This is a genomic window from Paenibacillus foliorum, from assembly GCF_013141765.1.
Classification (GTDB): domain Bacteria; phylum Bacillota; class Bacilli; order Paenibacillales; family NBRC-103111; genus Paenibacillus_S; species Paenibacillus_S foliorum.
In genome coordinates, this window is sequence record NZ_WHOD01000052.1 from 107,172 (window position 1) to 132,613 (window position 25,442).

The window sequence follows — 25,442 nt, forward strand, 5'->3', positions numbered from 1 at the left end:
TCAGCAGTATAACTAACGATCTGCTTTTTTTTACATCCACATTAAGAGGCCTTATGGCAGCGGTCTTTCCTGTCTGCAATTTCAATATTCGATATGCAGAAGGTTACATTTTATAAAAAAAGAACCGAATATCACGTGGATTCTCGATTCAAATGCCGTGAGTAATTAGCTTTACGGTATAGCATTGGCGTGATGCCTTCCATCTTTTTAAATTTGCGTATAAAATTGGTTTCATCCACATATCCAACCTGCTCCACAATTTGCTTAACCGTATGATTACTGGTTGTCAGCAATTTTTTCGCCTCATTCATTCGCAGTAAATCGATATGCTGCTTTTGCGTATAACCGGTTTGATCCTTTATAAATCGGGACAGGTAGGACGGGGATAAATCAAATTCTCTTGCAATCGATTCCTGGCTTAAGGAATTATCGTTGTAGTGCTCCTTCAAGTAAGCTATAATCTCATCACACAAATCCACATTTTTACTTTCTTTTTGGTCAGCAATATATTGGCTAAGCTGTTTACAAAATTCGCATATTTTCCTTTTTGTCATTTCAAGCGTCTCAAATTCCTGATAAATTAACAGCTCTAAGTCTTTCTGGAAATAATCATTTAACTTGTAATTCATCTCGTCCATCGTATTAAACACCTTATTAATAATTCCGGAGCTTATATACTTCGCCGCTTCGAGCGAAAACGAATGTTTGACGATCTCATCGAATATTTCCTCAACAATTAGTTGAGACTCTTCTGCCTTGCCTTGTTTTATCATCCTCACCAGCTGCTCCTCCAGCTCTGTCGGGTAGCGGTAAGGCTTTTGCTTCTCCCAATCCATATCTTCATAAAATATGATCTGATCATTCCCTTTAATAAATCGATACAATATGGCTTTGTTCGCTTCTGTATAAGTATCGCATACCCTCGACAAATCATTGTAAATACGGCTAACTCCAACCGTCAAAGAAAATTTATAATTTTCTCTAAAAAAGTTTTTTATTTTAACGGCCAGTGCTGTAATATGCTCTTTGTTGTTCTTATCCGCCTTTAGGTTTAAAACAAGTGCGATTCCGCGATCATCGATTAAATCGACCCCGTATCCGTCTCCCACTTCTCCGGACAACTCTTCAGCAATATTAATAATGCTGAACTTAAACAGATTCTGCATCGAGAGACTGTTTTCTGTTCGAAATCGGTTATAATCATCAATGAAAAAGAGTAGGGTGCTAAAAGAGGAATAAGAAAAGGTTAATGCTGAGGCTTCCATCATATTTTGCAAATGCTGTGGCTGAACATCCTGCTTGCCTTTTAACAAAGAAAGTAACAACCGCTCTTTCATCATTCCTCTTTTACTTCCTAATTGGCTCATTAGACCTTCTTTTTCCGTAATGACTTCGTCAAAAGCTTGGGATAAATAAGAAATTTCGTCCATATTGTCCGAAGTTCCCTTCAACACCTTTCGATCTACAATCATTTGAACGATGTTTCGCAAGGACCCGTAATTGTTATTTGCTAAAATATAAGAGATGAAAATACCGATAAGAAAAATAATCACCGCCGAATAAGTGAAAATATGTCTGCTTTGCTGAACCTTTTGTAATATTTGATCGGTGGGAATCACCGTCACATAAGACCATTCATTGTAGTCCGATGAGACTTTAATAACTGAATAGCTCCCGTACCGGTTATGAACCTCAGTCGCTTGCGATGCAAGAGCAGCTTCGTCCAATCCGCTTAAAAATTCCTGAGCTGTTTGCTCCAGCTTGCCTGACCGTAGGGAGATGATCGGATTTTTATGTTTATCCAAAATGTACATATAACCGGAATATTTGCTTATAACATTGCTTAAAATCTGGCTTAACATCTTTTCCTCAATTAAAAACATAACTGCCCCGTAGGGTTTCCCTTGATTAATGGGCAGTGGACAAATATAGGTAACAAATTGTCTATTTGAACCCACGCCATTGATATTGATGGTTTCCGCTGATCTTATAACAGGTGAAGTCATTCGCTCCAGCTGCGCAAAAAATTCGGACTTCCCCCAATTTTCGTATCGGTATATATAGTTAAAGTAAGATTCATAGCTGTAAACACCGCTAGCTGCATATAGCTTTCCCGTGTCACGGTAAGTGTACAACAGTGCCAAATCGTAGATTAAGAAATTACTGGACCGGTATTTGCCCAACTCCGTGATAGCCCGATAAGTTGGATACCCCTCGTCCGCCACCATAAAAGGAGTCATATCCGGGTTGGAGCCGATCTGTAAAGCGATTTTCTCAAGTTCCTTCATTTTTGATTCTACCGTATCCCGGATTTGCGTTAACCCAATTGTAGTCGAACTTTCAACTTCATCTTGGAACGTTTGAATAATGTTACTAAAGACTACAATGCTAACAATCAGCAGCATAATAACGAGCAGCAATACATAAGACAAAAAGTATTTGTAAAAGCGAACAGATCGTCTTCTATCAGCTTGCATTCCAGTCATTATTTTTTTCATAGCCTACCCTACTTTCTCTGAAAAGGGTCTTAGTTTATATTTCGCAAAAACCCTGCTCCAAGTGGGAACAGGGTTTCAAATACAAATCGTTAATTTCCTTATTACCCTAACTGCTGGTGGTAGCTTACCAGCGCTGCCGCACCGTACAGGCCTGCGTTATCGCCAAGCGATGCCATTGTAAATTCCACGTCACGCATTCCCAATTGAGAGCGCTGCTGCGCCATCTCTACAGCTGACTTCAAGAGGAAATCCCCGGCTTTGCTGACGCCGCCACCGAAAATGATTTTTTGCGGATTATATAAATTAATCAGATTAATTAGGCCAATGCCTAAATATGTTCTCGTTTCTTCAACAATTTCCATAGCCAAGGCGTCATTGTTCATAGCTGCAGCAAAGACGTCTCTAGACGTCAAGCTATCTTCATCAACCAATTGCAATTGACTAAAAGACGTCTGGCCTTCACTTGTATATCGAGCCAATTTCTCTTTAGTCCGTTGCACGATGCCAGTCCCAGAAGCGCAAGCCTCGAAGCATCCATAATTGCCGCAGCTGCATAACGGGCCCTGTGGATCTATAATCATGTGACCGACTTCGCCTGCACTCCCTTGCTCGCCCAGTAATAAATGGCCGTCAACAATTACGCCAGCCCCAATCCCCGTGCTGATGGTGATGTATAACATGTTTTTCGTGTGACGACCTTCGCCGTACAACCATTCACCCAAGGCTGCTGCATTCGCATCATTATTTAAGTATACGGGAACGTGAAATTCATCTGCTATAATCTGCTGCAATGGAATATCCACCATTCCGGGCAGGTTCGATGGTGAAAGCACCATCCCTGTAAACGGATTCAGTGGTCCGGGGCTGCCGATGCCGATACCGTTGATGCTGCCTGATGTAGGACCCTCTATAAAACCAATCACTTCGTGAATGCTTTGTTTGATCCTGCTAATGACGGCTTCCGCTCCCTCTTGAGCAAGGGTTAAAGCCTCGGCTTTAAACAAAAGCTCGCCCTTTTGATCAAATAATCCTGCCCTAATCTGTGTTCCACCAAGATCCACTCCAATGGTATACACTTTTATCACCCTCTATCTATCATTTGGCTTAACATTCGGTTTAACATTTATTAGTGAATCAGCTCAATCCGTCATAAGCTCACCGGTTTTTTGAGACGAATCGCTTCGTAAGCAGCCAATGCGATCACCGTTGAATTGTACCCGTCTTCTCCGGTAATAGACACAGGCTTTCCTTCTTTAATACAATGAATAAAATCATCAATCAGCATCTCATCTTTATTATCGCCCCAGTAGCTCCACTCTGCATGACCTGTTGCTTCGCTGAACACCTCATTGATCTGGGCAAAATAATCGATCGAAATCACACCCTCCGTACCGATTATTTCCATTGTTAAGTCACGTTTATAAGGAAAGGCATGTGTCCGCGACCAGCTTGCATCCAAAGCAACGATGGTTCCGTTCTCATATTTGACGTGAACCATCCCTGCATCATCGATATCAATGCCATGAAACAAGCTGCCCGATTCAGCATAAACTTCCACTGCTCGCGAACGGAGAATCCAATTCAACAAATCCATGACATGTACCGTATGATCAATTAATGCGCCTCCGCCAGACAAAGTCCGGTCATTGAACCAGCCGCCAATCATTTCACCCTTATTCGTTGCTTTGACAGCTACTACCCGTCCTATTTCACCACGGTCGATAGCCTCTTTGGCAGCAATAACCATCGGAATGTAGCGGTTTGGAAAAGAAGTCATCAGCTGCACGCCATTCTCCTCACACGCTTCAATCATACGACGCATTTCCTCTCTGGAAAGACCAAGAGGCTTCTCGCATAGCACATGCTTCTTGTGCTGTGCCGCTTCGATGGTCATCTGTGCGTGCTTCGAGTTTTCAGAGCTGATAATAACCACATCCGCATCTCCTGCCAAGAGCTCTCGATAATCCGCAAAATACGGAAGCTGATACTGCTGTATAAACGGTTCAACACGCTCACGGTTTTCATCGGCAATCCCAACCAGCTCCACATCCGGTCGCAACGCTAATGCCTGCAAATAACTGACAGCATGAAGGTGAGCGAAGCTTATCATTCCTACTTTCACTTTATGCATAATCCCCACCTCCACCAACCTCTCCGTTAATAAAGCTATCCGCGCTTGCAGATGACCGTTCCACCGGTTGTCCCGTGCGCAGTGATTGTTCCGCTGCAATGACCACCTTCAGTGTTTCGCAGGCATCCTCGGCAGTCATAAGCGGTTTGCTGCCATCCCTTATGCAGCTTAACAACTGAACAAGCTCATCCCGTTCAGGTTGGCGGAAGGATGGGCTGAATTCAGCCTTTGTCGGCTGCGCTGACCTCATATCCGCTGCTTTATGAATGTACAATCCGTTTGTTTTGCGACTGTCATAACGGATGACACCTTTTGAACCGGCGAACTCGACCGCTGATGTGTATCCCCCCGGATAGCCCCAGTACGCTTCAATGTTGGCAATCGCCCCATTCTCAAATTTAAGCGTCACCAGAACATAATCCAAATACTCGGTCGCTGTACGCATCGCATACACATTGGCAACCTCGCCGACGGTCCAGCGCAGCAGATCGATATCGTGCAGAGCGAGATGGAACAATGCACCGCCCTTTATGCCTTCGAGTGTCTCGCCGTTCAGTCCTCCTGTCCAATGTACACCATCTGTATCCGATTCATACTGAGGGGAGGCCGACGTAGGATACGGACAGTAACGCTTGACATTGATCATGCCAATATTGCCTATCGCACCGGCCTTAATACGTTTTCTCAAGTCGACGTTATGGTAATAAAATCGCTCTGGGTGGCTGAACAACAACTGGCTCCCACTCGCTTCGGCAGTATCCAGCATCTCTTGAACATCCGCCACGTCGACAGCCGCTGGCATCCGAGCTATCACATGACGACCACTGGTTAACGCCTGTAATATATAGGGCTTATGGCTGTCGAATGATAAACCTATACACACCAAAACTGCATTTGAAGGTAACGCTGCTTCCAACGCCTCATACGATCCGAAAGTGGGGCACCCGCATCGTTGAGCCCATTCCGAAGCCACTTCAGGCTGCACATCATAAATACCGACAATTTCCGTCTGTTCCATGCTCAGCAGGTGCTGCATATATCGTTCTCCGGTTTCATTGAGCCCAACCACAGCCACTTTTAACATAATCATCCTCCTTAGAGTTTCGCTTTAGCGAAACTAACTTCGTAAGCATTCACTGAGTTTTGTCTTCGCAAATCTATCTTCGTAAGCATTTTATAAGTTTTGCCTTGGCACTTTAGAAATGCGGTCATACCCTGAAGTTTAAAAATATACTGCTTTCCCGGTTTCTGACGAAACATAGATCGCTTCCAATATTTCCTGCACGATCAGCGCCTGCTCCGGTTTGACTACCGGATCGGTGTCATTTAATATCGCCTCGATCCATAGCCGAGCTTCCAGCTCGGAAGGACTCTCCTTGCTGGTCTTATAGAAGGGGATCCCCGTAAGCTCCAATTGAATATGATTTGTATAGAGGTTACCGTACTTTTCTCCGTTAATGGTTAATCCATCCCACATATCGGCGCCACCTGCGGTTCCGCATAAAGTCACTTTGGCTGTGCCCTCGCGCAGTATGTTTAACGCCCAACTCGACTCCAACATCACGCTAGCGCCATTCTCCATCGTAATCATAGCAAATGCTGAGTCCTCCACAGTGAATTGCTTAGGGTCCCATGATCCGTAAGGATTAGCTGCATTCTCAACTTTCCCTAGCTGATGAAACGCTGTTCCCAGCACAGCCTTAGGCTTATAGTTATCCATCAGCCAGAGCGCCATATCCAATGAATGGGTGCCGATATCGATCAGCGGACCGCCTCCCTGTTTACCTTTATCGAGAAAGGCCCCCCAGGTTGGAACTCCACGACGCCTCAGTGCATGTGCCTTAGCTAAATAAATATGTCCAAGATCGCCGTTACGGCACATCCTGTACAAATATTGTGTATCTGGGCGATAACGGTTGTTGTAGCTAATCGTCAGCTTTTTATTCGAATGCTTCGCTGCTTCCACCATTCTTCGGGCTTCAGCGGTTGTTTTGGCCATCGGCTTCTCGCACATCACATGTTTACCAGCTGCCAATGCTTCAATAGCAATGTCTGCATGGGAATCGTTGCTGGTGCACACATGGACGACATCAATCGTGTCGTCCTCCAGCAGTTCACGGTAATCCTCATATACCTTGGCATCCTTGGAGCCGTAGGTACTGGCTGCCAGCCTTGCTTTATCCAGTCCCCGGTTGGCGAATGCTGCCATTTCCACTTGAGCTAATTTAGCCAGACCCGGCATATGCTTAGCGTTGGCAATTCCACCGCAGCCAATGATGCCGACTCGTAATTCCTTTGCCATGCATGAACCTCCCCTTCCGAGTAAGGACAAGCCCCATCTCTGATCAGTCAGACAATCGCTCCAGTAATGAAGCCGCTTCTTCATCGACGATTACTCGCACCGCCGGATGCAGGCGCAGTGCAGTAACAGGAACTCCCGGAGATATGTCTCCATAAAGCAATTGGTGAAGCGCCTTTGCTTTCACAGCTCCGCTAGCCAGCAGCAAAATCGCCTTCGCTTCGAGAATTGTACCTATCCCCATTGTAATAGCTTGTGTCGGCACAAGGCCTACATCACCGAAGAAACGTGCATTGTCCTCTACCGTTTCCTGTTTCAAGGCAACCAGCCGTGTTCGTGACAAGAAGGGCGTCCCCGGCTCATTAAATCCGATGTGCCCATTACGTCCGACTCCCAGCACCTGAAGATCAATCCCACCTGCACGGCGGATTGCCGTTTCATATCGTACACATTCCTGCTCCACATTCGCTGCTTCTCCATTGGGGATGTCATAGCTCAATGGTAGCAACGGATCGTACACATGCTCTTTCATGAATTGGAAAAAGCTTTGCGGATGATGACGTGGAAGCTCATAATATTCATCTAAATTAAATGTCGTAGCCTTGGACAAGTCGGCTTTATTCCTGCAAAGCTGCCGATACATTCCGATGGGGGTCCCGCCTGTAGCAAGGCCTAGAACGCTATTCGGGCGCTGTGCCAGCTGGCCGTGAACCAGCTCCGCAGCCGCTTGCGACATTTCCTCTTCATTTTTAACGATAGTCAGATGGAGATTACCTTCATGAAGGACTGGATTCTCTTGGTTGAATTGGTTAACTTCATTCGCTGTACTTGTGCTCGTCGTCTTATTCATCATGCCAGTACAAACACAGGAGATATCCAGGCACATTGTCCATTCCACTGTTTGATCTCCACATGATAAGCATCGCAATCTGTTTCCTTCTGATCATCCGACCATTCCCCTTGAAAACAATATTCGCTTTCAGGAACAGCGCGATGAAAGAGGACAGCCTCGGAATTGTACGTCTCTAGGTGAGCGGAACGGCTGCCCGTTAACAGTTCTCCAATCGAATGAGCAAATGTTTGGCCGTTTGCCTCAACCACCAAATTGCTGTTTATATCACCATCTATTTCAAAAATAAGCGCAGCAGTTTGCGGATGCTGGGTGGATGGATTTTTAAACGTGGTGCAAGTCCATTCCGCACCATTGTCCGAAGAAGAGATAAGCTTGTTGCCCAATGCATTAATATTCGGGTTATCCCGCATTTCCGGTGTTGGCGCAAGAACACTTTGCCCACGGAAGCATGTTTCTACCGAGACGATTTGGCCTCCATCCAGCCTTGCACTGCCCTGCCATACAAATCCGTCCTTATTTTCACCCCAGCCCATCTCGACACGTACTTTATATCTACCCTGAGCACTGCTTGGCTGCTGCACTTGATCACCGCCGCTAACCCCATTCACAATGCTCCAAGCTTTGCCATTTTTATATACAGTCACTTTTTCAATCCCGTCACATGCCGTTACATCAAGCTTAAGCTGTCTGGATCCGCTGTCTTTCACCTCACTGCCGAAAACCGCCCCATTGACGGTAAATTGGCAGGCGATTTTATCGCCGGTTACCGCATAGGTACGTCGTGCCAATAGAGCTTCCCATATCGCTTCACGTGTTTTTTCAGATGCCATAACAGCAACTCTACCGTCTCCGTACGAACCCGGATATCCGGCATGATGATCGGTCGAGCCTGCAAAGCTGAATCTTTTTCCACGTTGAAGAGCGGACACAATCGTATTGCGAGAATCACGAGGACCCATTGTATGCAGATATGGATACGGGCTGGAATCCGACATGCTGCAGCCGTGCTTCGAAAAAACCTCTACTACCGGGCTTATTTCCTCCGAAAATGCATCCCAGTTCACTCCTCGGTAGCCAGGTGTGTATCCCACATGATGGGGAACAGCAATTACCGGCAGCGGAGCAAGACCTGCGACCAGCTCAGCCGGAGAATTCGCTTGAATCAACGGCAGCTCGTCAGAAGGCGACAGTACATGATGATCGCCAAATTCACTGGAATGAATTTCGTAGCCCTGAAACGTAACGAATTGATGAGGAACGTTCGATTCTCTAACTGTATTGCGTACATATTCCCAATTGTTCTGAAGCTTAGCAAAACCCTTCATGTGGAAATCCACCAAAAATTCCAGTTCCTCTGTCTTTTCTGGCATATCCGGCCACATCGCATGGCCAATAATGGCACAGAAATCAAGTTGTTCTCTTGCAGCCGCCAGTGCATTCTCCAAGCTTCCAAAGCCATAGGTAATGCCACAGTGATTGTGCAAATCACCCCAATATAAATTCATACGTCATCCACTCCTATTTATGATTCTTGTAGTCTCTAACCAACGTTCCGTCCACTAGCGCCATTAAGCTTTGCGGACACCAGTAGCAATATCCAAGACAATGGACCTCTTCGACATTTCCATTGATTGTTGCCTTATAATTTTTTTCATAATTGCCCATAACTTTACCACTGCATTTGCCGCCAAGAAGTCCCTCAGCGGCTTGCTCCACGCTCTCACCTGCGAATAAATCCAAATTACTAACACACATCTTGATATTCATTGCACGACCTCAATTAATGTGTCATTGTCTATCAGTCTCATCCAAACCAAGACGCTGAAGCTGCTCCTTTGGAGCGGCGATCTGAATGATCTTATTACGCATCCCCTGCTTCAGTCGCTCCAGAACGTCAGGCCGCTCGCTCGCAACATCATGCTGCTGCGCATGATCCCAAGCGATGCAATATAACTCATCGTGCGCGACTAGTGGCGACGACTCGCGATCACCTTCGTCGCGAATCAACCTGGGCGCAGCATGGCCGGGATGCGCGTTCTCATACTGCGTTGGAAAGCGTTCTCCGTCCCATTGTTTCAATCGTTCCTCACTGTCCGCGTACAAATTTTGTTGGCCAAAATCCCAATTGTTATAATGAGAGCGAGTATACCAATATAGAGGTGAATTGCCCGGGAGCGGTTTTTTTACCAGCAGCCATTCCCCGTCCGTACAATACACCGGACCGCCAAACACCCCGAAAATCAATTCCTGACGTGAGCGAATTCCACCGCTTGAGGGTAATCCAACTGTTGTCGATCCGATGTTTGCCTCTGTACCCTCCAGACCGGACATAGTTTCCTCTGTACCACAACCGCCATCATGTTCCCACAGTGGAACGAGGCTCTCACCTTGCATGTGACTCGGTACCTGAACGCCCATCGTCTGCATGATTGTTGGCGTTAGATCAGCCATCTGTACCAGTTCCTCATACACGACACCGGGTTTGATCCCCGGATGATGAATCAGCAGCGGTGTTCTGGCGATATCTTGATACAACAATCTGGCATGCTTCCCCAGCCAGTTATGCTCACCGAACAGAAAACCGTGGTCGCTGGTCACTATTACCATCGTGTTGTCCAGTAATTCCAGCTGTTCCAGCTTGTCGTAAAACTTTCCGAACCAATGGTCGACAAAGCTCACTTCACCGCAATACAACGCATGAACCTGCTGCAGTTCTTCTGGTGTCATCCGATCGGCATCCCCATATTTCGGCCAAATCACCGATTCCCCGGTATAGCCCGGGTTATACTTCTCAGCATATCCGGGAGGAGGATCGAACGGTTCGTGGGGATCAAAACAGTCAATCATTAGGAAGAAGTCCGACAAGCTTTTATTCTGTTCCACCCAATCAATTGATTTTTGGAATACTTGAGCCGCGAAATAATCCTCTTCCTTACGGAAATGTGCAGTATTTCTCACATACTTCGGCCAATTACGATTTAATTTATGCTCAGAGGCGGGATAAGTTATAGGAATATCCGGACTGGTGATCCAATTGTCCATCTCCTGCCCGCGAATTATTTCCATGCCGTTAAATGAAAAATGATAGTTTCCTGACCCGTACTGCCATAGGTGGTAATGATCTGTAATAAGCATAGTCGTCTTATCGTGATCAGACAGCAGCGTGACCATATCCGACTTGTCATGTTCCAGAGGTGACCAGCCTCGCCACAAAAAATTAAGCTGCCCTGTCCATAAGTCTTGGCGTGCAGGCATGCATGGGTATGATCCAATGTATGCATTGTTGAAAAGGGCACTGCCTTCAGCAAAACGATCCAAGTTCGGGGTTTCTATGGATGAATTCCCGTAACAGCCCAAATGATCCCGCCTTAAAGTATCAACCAAGATGCATATGACGTTAATGATATACCCCTCCTATAAACTTTCCCTTGGGAAAATGACTTCATAAGCATGAGTCAAGCTCGATCTCCATACAAAACGTATATGATTTTTGTTCCCCTGGAGCCAGCATCGGCAAAGTTCCCCGTTCGCGGTGAACAGCCCGCCCTTCCGTGGACGCATTGCCCGGTTCGATGCCTAGTACATACACCCCTTTGCCGGAATGCTTCCATTGCGTCAAGCAAGGACTTGCGGCTTTACTATAATCAAGCTTCAAGGTAAGCTTACATTCTTTCCCATTGTGTATAACTTTATTACTTATTTGAACTTGAACCTCGCCCTCATCAGCCTCTACGTCCTCATGCAGCATAACGGTAGGCTGACCGTTCTCTGTTGGTGCGGAGAAACTGCTCCAATTGTCCGTTGCTCCCTCCCCGTTGATCCATCTTTTCGGGCCGGGTGGTATATTAATCACACAGCTTTCACCAATCAGCGGAAATCCGAAATTAAAATGATGCATCATCAAATGCTCAACAGGCTGGAACGATTCGTTCGTTACCTTATCCGTAATGTAAATGCGGTTCTCCCCAAGCCGCGTAACGATAGTCCGTTCCATGACGAGGTTTTCCCCATTCACCGCACTTTCACGGACAAGTCCGCGAAAGATTAACTCATACTGTCCGCCGTTCCATCGTCCCTCAGCCTGCAGCAGCTCGGCTGCCGTTGAAGAAATACGCCCATGCGGACCGTAAGCTTTACCCTCGTCCGTGCTAGGTTTACCCATCGTGATTAACCCGCAAGTCGCCAGCAGGCCACCTTCAAAGCTTTGATTCCAATTGTCTCTTTCGTAGGAATAGGGGGATACCGGTCCGTTTTGTGACATCCAAGCAATTGGGATGCCATAAAGTTCACACATTCCGATGTCGAAAGCACGGCTAACTGAGATTTGAAACTGCAAGCCAGAACCATTGCGAACCTGAATCACCTCATTGCCCTTACCCTTGCCTTCAATCAGCTCCACACGCTGAAAGCCAGCTATTTGTCGAATATCCGAAACGTGCTCAAGAAGGCTCTGTTTACCGTTCTGACCATATACATCCAGCATCGCTTCACTCCTTGGTTACGTTCCTTCAGCAGATATGACAAGTCGTTATTACACCTGTCATATCCGTTGAATGGAATGGTTTATTTTTTACTGCTATCAATGATCGCTTGCAATTCCTTCTCTGCACCTTTCAAGGCTACATCCGGCTTGACCGTTCCGGTCATAATACCGGAAAGCGCCGTATTCATCAGATCATGCTGCTTCAAATAATAAGGAACAAGAGGTTCATCTCTGCCCACTTTGAGTGATTCCATAACGACATCATAAAATTCACGCGGTTGCAGGGAAGCATCATTCAAAACGGAGTAACGGATTGGCAACCCGCCCAGCTTCGCTTGGCGCATCGCTCCTTCTTTGCTGGTCATAAACTCAACGAATTTAGCAGAATCATCTTTGTTTTTAGCGTTTTTATTCATGATCAAAGACCAGGAATGGTATAACGGAGTCCGCAAAATTTTACCGTCAGCCTGCTTCACACCCGGAACTACGCCAATCTTAATTTTATCTTTGAATGGGCTGTCACTTTTCTTAATTTCTGTGTAAGCTGCGCTCCACATCGGCGCCGCCATGGCAATTGTACCCGTTTTCAATGCATCAAATACATTGGAATAACCCCAGTTCGGAGTGTCTTTAGGAACAAGACCATCTTTCATCATCGATTGCCAAATTTCCCCTGCCTTGATTGCTCCTTCCGATCCAATGCCGGTTTTACCGTCTTTGACAAGTTCTGCGCCGTATGACCACATCATGGAGTAGAATACTTTCGGTTGCTCAGATCCCGACAAAGCTGTCCAAGAAGCACCAAATTGGGTTGGAGAATTCGGATTTTTCGATTTCGTCCATTTTTTTGACTCTTCAACAAATTCATCCCAAGTTTGTGGAGGATTTGGAATAAGATCAGAGCGGTAATAAAACATATGAATACTAAGGTTATACGGCATAGCTATTGTTTTGTCCTTGTACTTGTACTGGAAAGCTACGTCCTTCCAATCGTAGTTCGGATCAAACTTTTTCATGTATTCATCGAACGGTTCAATCGCTCCGGCTTCTGCCAACGGGGCTACATAAGTGTTGTTGGTTGTTGCTAAATCGAACGTATCCGTTCCGCCGACCAATTGATTTGTAAGATTCGTAAAATAATTGCTTGCACCCTGCTCGGTGAAGTTCACTTTGACTCCGGTTAACTTCGTAAACTCCTTGGCTTGTTCCTTAACATAATCACTTGTATCCGGACCGGTACGTGTGAATATCGTAATTTCACGCGGTTTTTGTCCCTCTCCAGCTGCCTTGCCTCCGTCAGTATTTCCTTTGTCTGCAGGTTTGCCGGTTTCCGACGAACAAGCACTTAAAAATGCCAGCATAGTTACCAATAGCAAAGCCGTCGTTTTTTTGCCCATTACATTTTTCATCCCTTATACCCCTCCATGATTCGTTTTTGTTGAACCTATTTAACTGCACCCACGGTTAACCCTTGCACAATGTAACGCTGCAGGAACAAAACCATAATGAATGCAGGCAATAGAATTAAACTTCCGGAACCGAATACAGGCCCCCAATTGATCGAATACCCCGTAATAAAATCACCAGTAGCCACGGGCAGTGTTTTGCTTTTTTCGGAAAGCGCCAGTGTAAGACCGAATAAATATTCATTCCAGACAAATAAGAAACAGAAAATACTGGTCGTAATTAACCCCGAACGGGCAACAGGCAGCGATATACGCCAAAATGCTTCCAGTCTTGTGCACCCATCAATCAAGGCCGCTTCCTCCATTTCCTCCGGCAGTTCATCGAAGAAACCTCGCATCGTCCAGATGACAAATGGAATATTAAATGTAATATTGGCAATCACCAGAGCCCAAACCGTATTAATCAAACCGATGCTTTTGAACATCAGAAAAAAGGGGATGATTAAAATAGCCGGAGGTGCCATTTTGGTAAAAATAACCCAGTTGGCAAATGCCTTTCCTCCTGTTCTCCATCGAGCAATACTGTAAGCGGCAAGTGTGCCCGTAGTTACACAAATAAAGGTAGCCGTCAAAGCAACGACCAAGCTGTTGATCAAGTACTGGAAAAAATTTTGCGTATCAAAAATAAACTTATAATTATCCAAAGTCGGCTTGAACCATACTACAAGTTTGGGTTCGATAATCGCCTGAGTCGACTTGAAGCTGCTTAAAATCATCCACAGGATAGGCACGGCCCATACAGCTATGATGACTGCAATAACACATGCGATGGCAATTTTGGCAGCAACCATTTTAATAGATCGATCCACGTTTAAGCCCCCCTCTTGGAAATCCATTTGCCAATGCCGGAAAACACAAGGCTGACCATAATGATGAAAACTAGCACGATGATCGATAACGCCGCACCTCTACTGTAGTCCTGGCCCGTTAAACCAACGGAGAAGATATGAATGTTAAGAGTACGCATCGTTACTGAATCTCCGAACAACGCCCAAATCTGATCATATACTTTCATCAGGTCGATAATGCGGATCAGGAACACGACACCGATAACGGGTCGCAGCATCGGAAAGGTAATATGCCAGAATGTTTTCCAGCTATTGGCACCATCAACTTTGGCTGCTTCATAAGGCTCTCTCGGCAGAGCGCTTAGCCCGGCTAAGAACATCAAATAGACAAATGGCGTCCACTGCCAAATATTAACAATGATAGCGGATACAAAACCAATATTGGCGTTCAAATGAGTGACTAGGAAGTCCCCGAGAATCGGAATATCACTCACGTATGGAAGCGGTTGATTAGTTAACCAAGGCACCTCGGCAAATCCGAGGTCCTTCAATACCAGATTGATGAAGCCGTTATAGCTGCTATACATATATTTCCACAGCATGGCAATGACGATCGGACAAGTCATAACCGGGATAACCAGCACACTCGATACAAACGAACGGCCTCGAAATTCCCGCTGCAGCAGAAGCGCCAAGCACATCCCAATGACAATTTGCAGCCCAAGCACAATGACCATATATTCTACTGTGCGGATAATAGCTGCATAAAACAATTTGTCTTTAGTGAAGAAATATACATAGTTAGTTAAACCAACAAAAGACCAATCCCCTTTAAAATTCAGCAACGATACATCGAACACACTGAGATAGAGCAGGAACACGGCAGGAATCGATGTCACACAAAAGAGGATAATAAATCCCGGAATAATCAGTGTATAACGAATGTTTTTATCTCCGAAGAAAAACAATGACCACAAGAAGATCAACACAATCGTCACGCCAATAACACCAAATTTAGCTGCCGGGTCGGCACTGCTTTTCAACATGAACACATTTGTAACGATTCCTAACAGAGATAGCCACATAAACAAGTTAGCCGGTGTCCATCGCAGCAGGAACCTGTTTGTTTTAGTTTCTAATTGCATCAACCAATCCCTCCATGGTATGTATTATTTCCAAATGATGCGGTGGTACGTATCGGAGAAAAAATGCTTGCTAATTACAGCCGCAGCCCCTCTTACCTGAAGTTTTTCCGAGTCTTGAGAAAATCCGATTTTCACACCTTTAGAAACAGCAGATAGCGCTCTCTTCTGAACAATTTCAATGATTTTCCGTTCTAATCTCTGCCCGGCATTGGTGATATCGCCTTGTATGATCAGCTGCTCCGGATTAAAAATATTTAATATGTTAGCAATTCCCACCCCCAACCAATAGCCGGTGTGGTTAAGCAATACATCTGCAACAATAGGGTCACCGTCATGATACATTTTTAAGACGGTATCGAAATCAAGTGAAGCGTATTTATCGTCCCTTCGGGACAGCTCTTCACCGAAAGCAGTGATCGAGGCCAACGCATCCCAACAGCCGTGATTGCCACAGCGACAAAGCGGTCCGTCATGCGAAATAACCGTATGCGCGAAGTTCACTGCACCATCGAACGCACCTCGGTACACCTCATTGTGGATGACAACTCCCGTTCCGATACCAAGGCCAACGCTGACGCAAACGAGTGCATCTTTGTATTCTCCGTTGCTGTGAAGCAATTCTGCGTAAGTCCCGGCACGAGCATCGTTTTCAATAAAAATGGGAATGTCCAAGCATTCGCGCATATAATCACCGATCGGAGCATCCGTCCATGGTATGGACGCTGAATACCGCATAATCCCAAGTTTGGTGTCAACTAGTCCACGAACAGCCATACCGCAGGCGATAACAGGCTGCCCTATACCTTGCCCACTTGCCTCTTGAATTAACTGGCGAATATCTTGTACGATAAGGTCCAGCGTCTGACGATAATCATCGTATATTCTAATTTTCTTTTTCACATAAAACATCACTTTACCTACTAGATTGGTCAGAGCCACCTCATACCTATCATTGTTAAAGGAAACAGCTACTATCAGCGCAGCATCAGCTTGAAAATCCAGAAGGATTGGTCTTTTACCGCCAGCTTCAGTGGAATCTCCCCTTCCAGTCTCGTAAACCAAGCCCTCCTTGATCAGCTCATCCACGAGAGCAGACACGGCTGGTTTACTTAAACCAACAGCTGTAGAAATTTCAGCACGAGAACAAATCCCACTTCTAACCGTTTTCAAAATACTCATTCGATTGGATTCTTTCATATCATTTTTACTTATCATCTTTGTATTTTTCATTCAACACACCTTCTTGGTAAAGAAATATGGGTATTCGTCTATTAAGTTAGTTAATAAAACTAACTAACTCTATATTTTTATTTTAACTATCTCATACTAAATGTCAATACATTTTCACACTGCGCACCTTTTTTTATGCTTTCAAAAAATAAAGGGTAAGCTTCGCTTACCCCAAACCCAAAAACAGCGGTTCAGATAACCCCTAGGTCCTTCATTGTGGACATCCAAAAGTTACTGCATGAAGAGGGAATGGGTATGGATTGCGGCCGCTGTTGAAGTCGTGTTCCTTTGAATTTATGGCTTTCAGCGGTTGGAACACGAGCTTCAAAGGCGCTACCGCTCCTCCACCCACACCCATTCCCTCTTACTGTTCCACTGTACTGCCTCCTGCTTCTTCTTTCTTACTTCCCCCACCCCACTTGTTTTATCTTGGTAGCTGAACACGACGTATTTAAAATGAGACGAACTGCGTATCGAGCTCACCCAGTTGTTACTTAATCTCTTTGAACGGAACTGAAAGTTCCGTTATTCTCTCCACCACCTCCCATTCAGGGACTTAGCGGAAGTCGGACTTCCGTTAACAAGGCCAATAGGAGTCCTTTACACAAAAAACAGAGAAATAACGGAACAAGCCATTCCGTTATTTCTCTGTTTTTATGCTTTTTTAGGAGATAGCGGAAATTTTACTTCCGCTATCTGTTTCGCTCACATGGAAGCCAGGCTACGCATCGGACAATCGATGCTCATCGGGCACTACGATCGATACGTAGGTTACCGAATCTGAGCAATACCTCATTTTGCAGCTTCGAGGATATGGTTGGAGTTGATCTTCGTTTGCTCTGGGTTTACTCTGGGTTTGTTCAGGGTTTGCTCTGGATTAGCTCTGGGTTTGTTCTGGGTTTGTTCTGGGTTTGCTCCGGATTAGCTCTGGGTTTGTTCTGGGTTTGTTCTGGGTTTGCTCTGGATTAGCTCTGGGTTTGCTCTTGCTCTGGGTTTGCTCTTGCTCTGCTCTAGCCCTTGTTTCTTCACATCCCCTTTTTGTTTTGGGGCATGCACATAAAAGTCTACCCGTTGGTGGAGTAGGCTTGCTGTAATCTTTGCTGTACTTGTTTCTTCTCTTCTTCATTTAAACTTAGAATCAGCTTTTACACCATGATTTGAAATTGTTTTCTAAGCATCTCAAACGGCACGTAATCATACGTCTTTCATTCTCCGTTTGATTTCATCCCGCCCATCGTCACCAGCATATGGACATGCGGATTAAAGTTCAGACGTGAGCCAAATGTGTGTTGCTCCGCAATGATGCCAGGTGTCATCTTATGTTTCTTTTCAAAATGTTCATTAATGATTCAGACGGCCTCGTCTATAAATTCTTTCAACATTTTTCGATGCTGCAAAAAAACGTTCCACCGCCCTTCATCGATCGTAAATACCACATGTCGATGATTAATCTGGAACATGTCCTCCATCAATATTCGGCTCCATTCCTCCGTTTCCCCACAGGAACATACATGTTGTACAGAAGCGTCCTTTACAACGGTAGAGTACTCTGCGAATGTCATGACAACCTTCGCAAACAAGACTCTTAAACCCAATTCGTGGATCTCCGCAGCCACGAAATTTTTGTACCTCTTTCACTAAGTTAGGTCTAATATGTTCTTTGTGCTTTTCTTCAAAGGCATCCCAGTGCCGATGCACATCAAAAAATTTTTGTTTCAATTACGTTTGAGTCCAACCTCTCTTACCCAAAATTTAAAAAAGAGGTAAGCTTAGCTCACCCCAAAACATATAAATTCTGTTAAAAAATACAGCTGCAGGTCATAATACTCCCCCTGCAGCTGTATTAAAATTGAGCTAATGTCTTGCCATTCTTCGCATCGACAGCCGGTCCTTCACCTCTTCGCTAAACGGATAAACGCGTTGCCGAAATGGCCGTTCGCTTCTTGCAGCCCCCGAATAGCTTCCTCATAGCTGATCTGATATTTAAGCATCAGAATCGCGGCTCTTGCGTCACCCTTCGCATGATCGGACATGATGCCCGCAGTCTCCTCAGTCACCCCAGTAGCCTCCCTTACAATACGAACCACACGATCCTTCAGCTTCATATTCGTGGCCTGGACGTTGACCATCAGGTTTCCGTAAACCTTGCCAAGCTGGATCATAACAGCGGTTGTAATCATGTTAAGCACCATTTTAGTCGCGGTACCGGCTTTTAAGCGGGTAGAGCCGGTAACAATTTCCGGACCTACGGGAACTTCAATGGGATATTGGGCCACAGCGCTGATCGGCGTGTCACTGTTGCAGCTAAGGGCGACCGTTAGGGCACCTATCCGATTAGCCTCCCGCAGCGCGCCAATTACGTATTGGGTCGTACCGCTGGCCGCAATACCTACTACCGCATCGCTCGATGTTACTTTATCCGTCAGCTCGCGTCTTCCTGCCTCATAATCATCTTCAGCATTTTCGATGGATCTGGTTATAGCCCTTTCTCCCCCCGCGATCAAGCCGACGACAAGTCCGGGATCAACCCCGAAAGTAGGCGGACATTCGGAAGCATCCAGTACCCCCAGCCTGCCGCTTGATCCAGCGCCAATATAGAAGATTCTTCCCCCCTTCTTCATGACTTGAACAATGGCTTCAATCGCACTGGTGATTTGAGGCAGGGCGGCCTGTACGGAAACGGCAACCGTATGGTCCTCTTGATTCATTAACTCGACCGTTTCACGAACGGACAATTGATCCAGATGCACAGACTTCTCATTTCTCTGCTCTGTGGTTAATAGCTCAGCTTTCATATTCGCCATGAGAGGTCCTCCTTTCGGGTTGTCATAAACATTCCAGCAATTCTTCAATTTGATACAGAACATGCGTCGGAATATAGGCTGGAGGATAAGGTGTCGTACTAATGAGCGGATTTTCCACTTTCAGCTTTTCCTCGCAAATTTTTAGAAATCCCGCGCTTCCCGCACGCTTTTTCGGACTCAAAATCCGAAGCCACTCAGGCAGCTTACGATAGATTAACATAGACGGAACGCCCGTTTCGTTGGCTAAAAAAATATCATGATCGAGCCTGTCTCCCACATGAGCAACAATTGTCCCGCTTTCCTGAAGCCCGCGTAAAATATTGACATCCGGTTTGCCGCAGCCAACCTTCTCAGGCGTAATGATTTCATCAAACCATTCGCTTAAGCCAAGCTCTTTCATTACGGGATATTGATATTTATAAAATCCGTTGGTTACGGTAGCGAGCGAATAGCCTTGCTCCTTTAACCTTCTCAGTGTCGGGATTACAGTTTCTTCCAGCAGATAGATTTTAGGGTCTATTGAATGCTTCAGCACCAGCTGCTCCACATTGATTTCAAGATCGAGCTGTAGCTCTTTCAGCAGCAGCTGAACCATTTCATCCCAATCGTAAGCTTCCACGGTCCGGTTCTGATTCATACGCAGCTCATGCTCGCGCACCAGTGCTTCGGTCGATTTGAATTGCCGCTGCAATTGAGTCGAGATGAGTTCTTCTACTTCGGGAAAAACCCACTTCCCAAACGGATTTTGCATTAAAGTTCCATCCAGATCAAATGTAATCCATTTCTTCATTACTTAACCGCTCCTGTCGTCATGCCCTCAATAAATTGTTTGGAAGCAAATAGGAATGCCGTAATCATCGGGAGAGAGGACAGCGTCAGACCGCAGAACAACAGGTTCCAATCCGTGTCATATTCTCCGAACAACGTCAACATACCGAGAGGGATCGTGCCCAGCTCTGTGCTTTTTATAAAAATAAGCGGGTAAAAGAAATCATTCCAAATTCCAATCAAATCGACGATGCTGACCGTAGCCAATGCCGGCCTCATCAGGGGCAGCACGATTTTGTAATAAACCTGGAAATCGTTACAGCCATCTATCCGAGCGCTTTGATCCAAATCCTTGGGCAGCGTCCGAAAAAATCCGTAAAACACAAACACAGCAAATGAGATATGCCCGGCTACATACACAATAATAAGCGCACTGAGCGTATCCAGAAGATGAAGCTTCAGCATCATCATGTATAGCGGTGAAATAGCCAGCTTCATGGGAAGCATAAGACCTAACATGAAGAAAAACAAAACCATACCATTCCAACGAAATGTGTATCGGGAAATATAAAACGCCGCCAAAGACGAAACAAACAAAATCAGGAACACGGATACGGAGCTAATATATAAGCTGTTTAAAAAGTAATCCGCAAAGTGGACTTTTTTCCACACCGAGGTATAGTTTTCCAAGGAAAAGCTGCTTGGCAGGCCTAACGGATGCGTGGTAATTTCCTGCTTAGTTTTGAAAGAAGAGGTGATCATCAAAAAAATAGGATATATCGAAACAAACGTGAAAAGCGATAAAATAAGATATTTAACCGATTGTTGCAGCCGTAGCGCCATGGATGACCTCCGATGATTATTTTACTTAATGCTCGACTTCCTTGCGTTTAAAGAAAAACATCGAACCCGCAGTTGCTAAGGAAATCAACAGCAATAAGATAACCGCAAGCGCGGAGCCCAGACCGATAGACTCTCCTCCGCTGACGGAACCGAAAGCTAAGCGGTAAAAATAAAGACCCAGCACATCTGTTGAGAAATACGGTCCGCCTGACGAGCCCTGCATCGCAAAAATAAGCTCAAACGTTTCAAAGGCACCGATAAATGTTAATATCGACATAATCATAATGGATGGCATGGCTAAAGGGATCGTGATTTTGTAAATCATCTTCAAGCCCGATGCCCCATCGATTCTCGCTGCTTCATAAATTTCCTGGGAAATTGCCTGCAAGCCTACGAGAAATATAAGGACAGCGAAGCCGAAGCCGTACCAGCTGTTCACCAGAATGATCGTGTAAAGCGCCGTGTTCGGGTCCCCGAGCCATGGTTTGGCGAGCTCTTCGAGCCCGATGGCCGTAAGAAAGGTGTTTAACGCTCCGTAGGTCGGATTCAGAATTAAGCTGAACAAAAAGCCGACGACTATTACAGAGAGCAATTTAGGTACGAAAAATAATGTTTTGAAAAATTCTTTCCCTCGGATTTTACTGTTGATTATGAGTGCCAGCATAAAAGCAACGACGAGCTTAGACACCATGGTCCCTATAAAAAATATCACATTATGTCCGAGCGCCCGAGTAAACGTTTCTTTAAAGGGAGATTCGGTAAACAGGCGGATAAAATTGGTCAGACCGATAAATTCGCCCCGTGTAAGGCCTTTCCAAGAAAAAAGACTATTAATTAATGCCTGAAAAATGGGATAAATCATAAACCCCACATAAAAAATCAATGCCGGAAGCAAGAACAGATGGACCAAATGCTTCATGAACCTCCGGTTTTTCTTATGGGGCGGCTTAGATAAGTTGACATTCTTTGCGTGATCGATACCTGTACCTGTCATAGGCAGCTCCTTTATGAATAGGCTTATTCTACACCCGCACTATGAATGAAAAAGCGCAGCAAATATTTCATCATGCAGCTGGCGCCGTAAATGTCTGACGGGATTGTTTCTTCCTAAATGAACAGCGTTGGTTAAAAAAACGACTATAAGCTCGTGGGAAGGGTCTATCCATAAACTCGTACCGGTAAAACCTGTGTGCCCGAAGCTTCCCCTTGGCCATAATGTCCCGCAGCTGTATGGAGGCGATTGGAGATCGTCTAGTACCTCCCAGCCTAAGCCCCTGTTTTGCAACGGTTCGTTAAGTGCGGCCTGTATGAACGCCGACGGAATAATCCCATACTTATTCGGCTCCAGCCATAAATGCGCATATTTCACGAGATCATCCACCGAGCCGAACAATCCGGCGCTTCCAGAAACGCCCCCCAGATGATAGCATTTCTCGTCATGCACTTCCCCTATGATATAAGCTTCGTCCACGAACTCAGTGGCAGCAATTCGCATTCTTAATGATTCGTCCGGATTGAATCTCGCGTCCCTCATTCCAAGCGGTTCAAACACAGCTTGGCGCACATATTGATCCAGCGGCATGCCGGACACGCGCTCAATGAGCTCACCAAGCAATATCATGCCAAGATCGCTGTATAATACCTGCGCTCCAGGAGGAGTAAGCAGCTGTTGCTTTAATATATCGTCCATAACTCGGCGTCCATGTGCAGATCGCGGCTCCGTCGGCAGATCAGCAGGCAATCCTGAGCTATGCATCAACAAATGGCGAATCGTCACCTGCTCATGAGCAAATAGGGGGAGATACGATTTTACTTTATGTTCCAAGTTGATCTTGCCTTCACCTGCAAGCTTAAGAATCCCGGGCAATGTGGATACCACTTTGGTCAGCGAGGCAAAATCAAATAATGTGTCCAAACCAATTGTTCTCTGTACTTTACCGTCTGAATACGAGCCGTAGGCTTTATGGAATTGGAATTGATTTTTCACAATTACACTTACTACTCCACCGGGTATTTTCTGTTCCTGAACCCAGCCTTCCAGCAATATATCTACTTTATCCATGATCGCTCCCTACCGTTCCTAGCCGTCTTAACGATCTATTTCCAATATCTTTTGGACAGGAAATGCTCTTTCGCCAGCTTGTATTCGTCCAACCGTACCGTCTCCACAACACCATTGGAATCAGGTGAATGGATCATGCAATTGTCCCCAATGTAGATACCTACATGATGGATATGACCTTTTCCCTCATCTCTAGCAAAAAATAGCAGATCCCCAGGCTCCAATAGCTCACGGGGGATCTCTATACCATGACGCACTTGGTCGGAGACGTCCCGAGAAATGATTATGCCTTGTGACTGATGTAATTGGTAAGCAAATCCAGAACAGTCAAAACCAAAAGAAGACATTCCTCCCCATAAATAAGGCAGTCCAATAAATCTAATGGCTTGTTCTACTATACGATTTCCCATATTGGAAGGGGAAGATGGGGAACGGACGGTTCCATCGTTCGAGCGTGAAATTATCCGTACATCGTTCCGGTTAAGCAGCCCCTCACCAAGAGGGGTCTCTACCCGAATGATCTCGCCTTTCTCCTCCAACAAAGGTAGTCGAGTTAAGTAGCTCAGCTCCAGCTCTGAGGCCCCTAAGGAAAGCATCGCCCGAAATGAAGTCACCTCAGCCCATTGCAGCCCTGCGAGTCGATCCGGCAGTTCTGCCAGCTGACACTTCGGAACCCATCCAGGGTAGCCAAGTGGGCTACTCTGCTTGAATTGATCGGGAATGCAAATTTTCACCCAATCCCCGCTCTCCTCCATGACAATAACTTCTGTTCCCAAAAGCATTTGAGTTTGCACACGATTCGCATCGCAAAGATCCAGCTTATCGGGAATGGATAATCCGTCAACCCAGCCCTTAATATCCGCCGGGTTTCGCAGAGCCGGCTCGTCTATTCGCCTTGGGGATTCAGGTGAGGTCCAAACGGTTACTACCGAAGCTGCCGCTTGCATCCGGATCAACTCGCTCATTGCGCTACCTCCATTTGAAAGGGTTTAACTTCCCGAATGCCAAGCCCCGCTTCTTGTGGAAGCACCATAAACGGACCATCATATTTAACTCCACCTGTTACGGTGTCGTGAACTAACATGAGCGGTGCGTCTAGATCGACCCGGGTTATATTTTTTTTACTTGCAGCAAAATGGGCTGCCGCTGTAACGGCTACACGTGATTCAATCATGCTGCCGACCATACATTCGATACCGAATTCTTCCGCCATTTGATTGATGAGCTGAGCTTTGTAAATGCCTCCAGACTTCATTAGCTTAATATTTAACATATCCGCGGCACGGCGCCTAATGATTTCGAAGGCTTGAAGAGGTGAAAACACGCTCTCATCAGCCATAATCGGGGTTTCTACAGCATCGGTAATACTCTTCAATCCGTCGATATCATGGGCCTTTACCGGCTGTTCCACCAGCTCGATGTTAAGTCCCATATCCTCCATGCGACGGATCGAACGGATCGCTTCCTTCGCCTGCCAGCCTTGATTGGCGTCAACGCGAATTTTGATTTCATTACCTACTCGCAGGCGAACCTCTCGAATCCGCTCGATATCCTCATCGATCGAATCTTTGCCTACTTTGATTTTCAACACGCTAAATCCCGATTGCACGTAACGAACGGCATCCTCCCCCATTTCATGGGGTGAATTAACACTCACAGTGAAATCCGTCTCGAGTCGATCCCTGTAGCCTCCGAGAAACTTGTATAGCGGCAAGCCGCTGAACTGGCTCACCAAATCGTAGATAGCCATATCAACAGCCGCTTTGGCACTGCTGCAGCCAACCATGGAATGGTGGATAGATTGCATCAGCTGCTCATAAGCAAGTACGTTCTTGCCAATCAATAACGGAGTGAGCGTATTGGCAATGGCCGCTTCGATGCTTTCCAGGCTGTCCCCGGTTATGACAACGGTGGGGGGAGCTTCCCCCCACCCCACTTTCCCGTCTTTGGATGTGATTCGAACCAATACGGACTCCGCGTGGTAAACCGTTCGCAGCGCCGTTTTAAAAGGTTTAATCAGAGGAACGGATTGCCGTACCGTGTCGATTCTCCGAATTTCCATGCTGCCTCCT

At 45.8% G+C, this 25,442-nt stretch carries 22 protein-coding genes and 1 pseudogene; all 23 read right to left on the bottom strand.

Going from position 1 to position 25,442, the window contains the following annotated elements; genetic code table 11:
• Positions 1 to 131 precede the first annotated feature (131 nt).
• Positions 132 to 2,486, bottom strand: a complete 2,355-nt coding sequence (locus tag GC093_RS12400; protein ID WP_216624607.1) for a helix-turn-helix domain-containing protein — start codon at positions 2,484 to 2,486, stop codon at positions 132 to 134.
• Positions 2,487 to 2,599: 113 nt separating this feature from the next.
• Positions 2,600 to 3,574, bottom strand: a complete 975-nt coding sequence (locus GC093_RS12405) for an ROK family protein (protein ID WP_171652188.1) — start codon at positions 3,572 to 3,574, stop codon at positions 2,600 to 2,602.
• A 71-nt stretch (positions 3,575 to 3,645) separates the two neighbouring features.
• A complete protein-coding gene (locus GC093_RS12410; protein ID WP_171652189.1) occupies positions 3,646 to 4,629 on the bottom strand; it encodes a Gfo/Idh/MocA family protein in 984 nt (327 codons plus the stop codon).
• The gene (locus tag GC093_RS12415; protein ID WP_171652190.1) at positions 4,622 to 5,713 is read right to left on the bottom strand and encodes a Gfo/Idh/MocA family protein; all 1,092 of its coding nucleotides are present in this window, start codon (positions 5,711 to 5,713) and stop codon (positions 4,622 to 4,624) included. The genes GC093_RS12410 and GC093_RS12415 overlap by 8 nt, the downstream gene beginning before the upstream one ends.
• A gap of 138 nt (positions 5,714 to 5,851) precedes the next feature.
• Entirely contained in the window at positions 5,852 to 6,931 is a 1,080-nt protein-coding gene (locus tag GC093_RS12420; protein ID WP_171652191.1) for a Gfo/Idh/MocA family protein, read from the bottom strand.
• A gap of 43 nt (positions 6,932 to 6,974) precedes the next feature.
• Positions 6,975 to 7,781 carry a glucosamine-6-phosphate deaminase gene (nagB, locus tag GC093_RS12425; RefSeq protein WP_281365230.1) on the bottom strand — a complete coding sequence of 269 codons (807 nt, stop codon included), beginning with the start codon at positions 7,779 to 7,781 and terminating at the stop codon, positions 6,975 to 6,977.
• Positions 7,778 to 9,286 (bottom strand): DUF3604 domain-containing protein, encoded by a 1,509-nt coding sequence (locus GC093_RS12430; RefSeq protein WP_171652193.1) that lies wholly within the window; start codon positions 9,284 to 9,286, stop codon positions 7,778 to 7,780. The genes nagB and GC093_RS12430 overlap by 4 nt, the downstream gene beginning before the upstream one ends.
• Before the next feature lie 13 nt (positions 9,287 to 9,299).
• Positions 9,300 to 9,548, bottom strand: coding sequence for a YuzB family protein (locus GC093_RS12435; RefSeq protein ID WP_171652194.1), 249 nt, complete (start codon positions 9,546 to 9,548; stop codon positions 9,300 to 9,302).
• 21 nt (positions 9,549 to 9,569) lie between these two features.
• Complete coding sequence (locus GC093_RS12440; RefSeq protein ID WP_312886519.1) at positions 9,570 to 11,186, bottom strand: sulfatase; 1,617 nt, start codon at positions 11,184 to 11,186, stop codon at positions 9,570 to 9,572.
• A gap of 37 nt (positions 11,187 to 11,223) precedes the next feature.
• On the bottom strand, positions 11,224 to 12,264 hold the full coding sequence (locus GC093_RS12445) for an aldose 1-epimerase family protein (protein WP_171652196.1): 1,041 nt from the start codon (positions 12,262 to 12,264) through the stop codon (positions 11,224 to 11,226).
• An 80-nt stretch (positions 12,265 to 12,344) separates the two neighbouring features.
• Positions 12,345 to 13,673 (bottom strand): ABC transporter substrate-binding protein, encoded by a 1,329-nt coding sequence (locus GC093_RS12450; protein ID WP_171652197.1) that lies wholly within the window; start codon positions 13,671 to 13,673, stop codon positions 12,345 to 12,347.
• Between the two features lie 35 nt (positions 13,674 to 13,708).
• A complete protein-coding gene (locus tag GC093_RS12455) occupies positions 13,709 to 14,539 on the bottom strand; it encodes a carbohydrate ABC transporter permease (RefSeq protein WP_171652198.1) in 831 nt (276 codons plus the stop codon).
• Between the two features lie 2 nt (positions 14,540 to 14,541).
• The gene (locus GC093_RS12460) at positions 14,542 to 15,663 is read right to left on the bottom strand and encodes a carbohydrate ABC transporter permease (protein WP_171652199.1); all 1,122 of its coding nucleotides are present in this window, start codon (positions 15,661 to 15,663) and stop codon (positions 14,542 to 14,544) included.
• A gap of 24 nt (positions 15,664 to 15,687) precedes the next feature.
• Complete coding sequence (locus GC093_RS12465) at positions 15,688 to 16,893, bottom strand: ROK family transcriptional regulator (protein ID WP_171652200.1); 1,206 nt, start codon at positions 16,891 to 16,893, stop codon at positions 15,688 to 15,690.
• A gap of 333 nt (positions 16,894 to 17,226) precedes the next feature.
• Positions 17,227 to 17,376, bottom strand: a complete 150-nt coding sequence (locus GC093_RS35485) for a hypothetical protein (RefSeq protein ID WP_216624608.1) — start codon at positions 17,374 to 17,376, stop codon at positions 17,227 to 17,229.
• Positions 17,377 to 17,910: 534 nt separating this feature from the next.
• A pseudogene (locus tag GC093_RS37065) lies at positions 17,911 to 18,612 on the bottom strand (IS91 family transposase); the annotation flags it as partial.
• 173 nt (positions 18,613 to 18,785) lie between these two features.
• On the bottom strand, positions 18,786 to 19,697 hold the full coding sequence (gene murQ, locus GC093_RS12475) for an N-acetylmuramic acid 6-phosphate etherase (protein ID WP_246314119.1): 912 nt from the start codon (positions 19,695 to 19,697) through the stop codon (positions 18,786 to 18,788).
• Between the two features lie 22 nt (positions 19,698 to 19,719).
• Positions 19,720 to 20,487 carry an HAD family hydrolase gene (locus GC093_RS12480; RefSeq protein WP_171652201.1) on the bottom strand — a complete coding sequence of 256 codons (768 nt, stop codon included), beginning with the start codon at positions 20,485 to 20,487 and terminating at the stop codon, positions 19,720 to 19,722.
• A complete protein-coding gene (locus GC093_RS12485; protein WP_171652202.1) occupies positions 20,487 to 21,308 on the bottom strand; it encodes a carbohydrate ABC transporter permease in 822 nt (273 codons plus the stop codon). Before GC093_RS12485 ends, GC093_RS12480 begins: the two co-directional genes overlap by 1 nt.
• 25 nt (positions 21,309 to 21,333) lie before the next feature.
• Positions 21,334 to 22,302 (bottom strand): carbohydrate ABC transporter permease, encoded by a 969-nt coding sequence (locus GC093_RS12490; RefSeq protein ID WP_312886514.1) that lies wholly within the window; start codon positions 22,300 to 22,302, stop codon positions 21,334 to 21,336.
• A 39-nt stretch (positions 22,303 to 22,341) separates the two neighbouring features.
• Positions 22,342 to 23,370: a serine hydrolase domain-containing protein gene (locus GC093_RS12495; protein WP_171652203.1), complete on the bottom strand. Its 1,029-nt coding sequence runs from the start codon at positions 23,368 to 23,370 to the stop codon at positions 22,342 to 22,344.
• A gap of 35 nt (positions 23,371 to 23,405) precedes the next feature.
• On the bottom strand, positions 23,406 to 24,335 hold the full coding sequence (locus GC093_RS12500; protein ID WP_246314125.1) for a C40 family peptidase: 930 nt from the start codon (positions 24,333 to 24,335) through the stop codon (positions 23,406 to 23,408).
• Positions 24,332 to 25,432: a dipeptide epimerase gene (locus GC093_RS12505; protein ID WP_171652204.1), complete on the bottom strand. Its 1,101-nt coding sequence runs from the start codon at positions 25,430 to 25,432 to the stop codon at positions 24,332 to 24,334. The genes GC093_RS12500 and GC093_RS12505 overlap by 4 nt, the downstream gene beginning before the upstream one ends.
• Positions 25,433 to 25,442 lie beyond the last annotated feature (10 nt).

Coding starts and splice junctions, on each gene's coding strand:
- GC093_RS12505 (WP_171652204.1), bottom strand. CDS start 25,432: ATGGAAATTCGGAGAATCGACACGGTACGGCAATCCGTTCCTCTGATT.
- GC093_RS12485 (WP_171652202.1), bottom strand. CDS start 21,308: ATGGCGCTACGGCTGCAACAATCGGTTAAATATCTTATTTTATCGCTT.
- GC093_RS12400 (WP_216624607.1), bottom strand. CDS start 2,486: ATGACTGGAATGCAAGCTGATAGAAGACGATCTGTTCGCTTTTACAAA.
- murQ (WP_246314119.1), bottom strand. CDS start 19,697: ATGGCGAATATGAAAGCTGAGCTATTAACCACAGAGCAGAGAAATGAG.
- GC093_RS12495 (WP_171652203.1), bottom strand. CDS start 23,370: ATGGATAAAGTAGATATATTGCTGGAAGGCTGGGTTCAGGAACAGAAA.
- GC093_RS12415 (WP_171652190.1), bottom strand. CDS start 5,713: ATGTTAAAAGTGGCTGTGGTTGGGCTCAATGAAACCGGAGAACGATAT.
- GC093_RS12450 (WP_171652197.1), bottom strand. CDS start 13,673: ATGAAAAATGTAATGGGCAAAAAAACGACGGCTTTGCTATTGGTAACT.
- GC093_RS12465 (WP_171652200.1), bottom strand. CDS start 16,893: ATGAAAAATACAAAGATGATAAGTAAAAATGATATGAAAGAATCCAAT.
- GC093_RS12445 (WP_171652196.1), bottom strand. CDS start 12,264: ATGCTGGATGTATATGGTCAGAACGGTAAACAGAGCCTTCTTGAGCAC.
- nagB (WP_281365230.1), bottom strand. CDS start 7,781: ATGATGAATAAGACGACGAGCACAAGTACAGCGAATGAAGTTAACCAA.
- GC093_RS12435 (WP_171652194.1), bottom strand. CDS start 9,548: ATGAATATCAAGATGTGTGTTAGTAATTTGGATTTATTCGCAGGTGAG.
- GC093_RS12460 (WP_171652199.1), bottom strand. CDS start 15,663: ATGCAATTAGAAACTAAAACAAACAGGTTCCTGCTGCGATGGACACCG.
- GC093_RS12480 (WP_171652201.1), bottom strand. CDS start 20,487: ATGAAGAAATGGATTACATTTGATCTGGATGGAACTTTAATGCAAAAT.
- GC093_RS12430 (WP_171652193.1), bottom strand. CDS start 9,286: ATGAATTTATATTGGGGTGATTTGCACAATCACTGTGGCATTACCTAT.
- GC093_RS12410 (WP_171652189.1), bottom strand. CDS start 4,629: ATGCATAAAGTGAAAGTAGGAATGATAAGCTTCGCTCACCTTCATGCT.
- GC093_RS12420 (WP_171652191.1), bottom strand. CDS start 6,931: ATGGCAAAGGAATTACGAGTCGGCATCATTGGCTGCGGTGGAATTGCC.
- GC093_RS12490 (WP_312886514.1), bottom strand. CDS start 22,302: ATGACAGGTACAGGTATCGATCACGCAAAGAATGTCAACTTATCTAAG.
- GC093_RS12500 (WP_246314125.1), bottom strand. CDS start 24,335: ATGAGCGAGTTGATCCGGATGCAAGCGGCAGCTTCGGTAGTAACCGTT.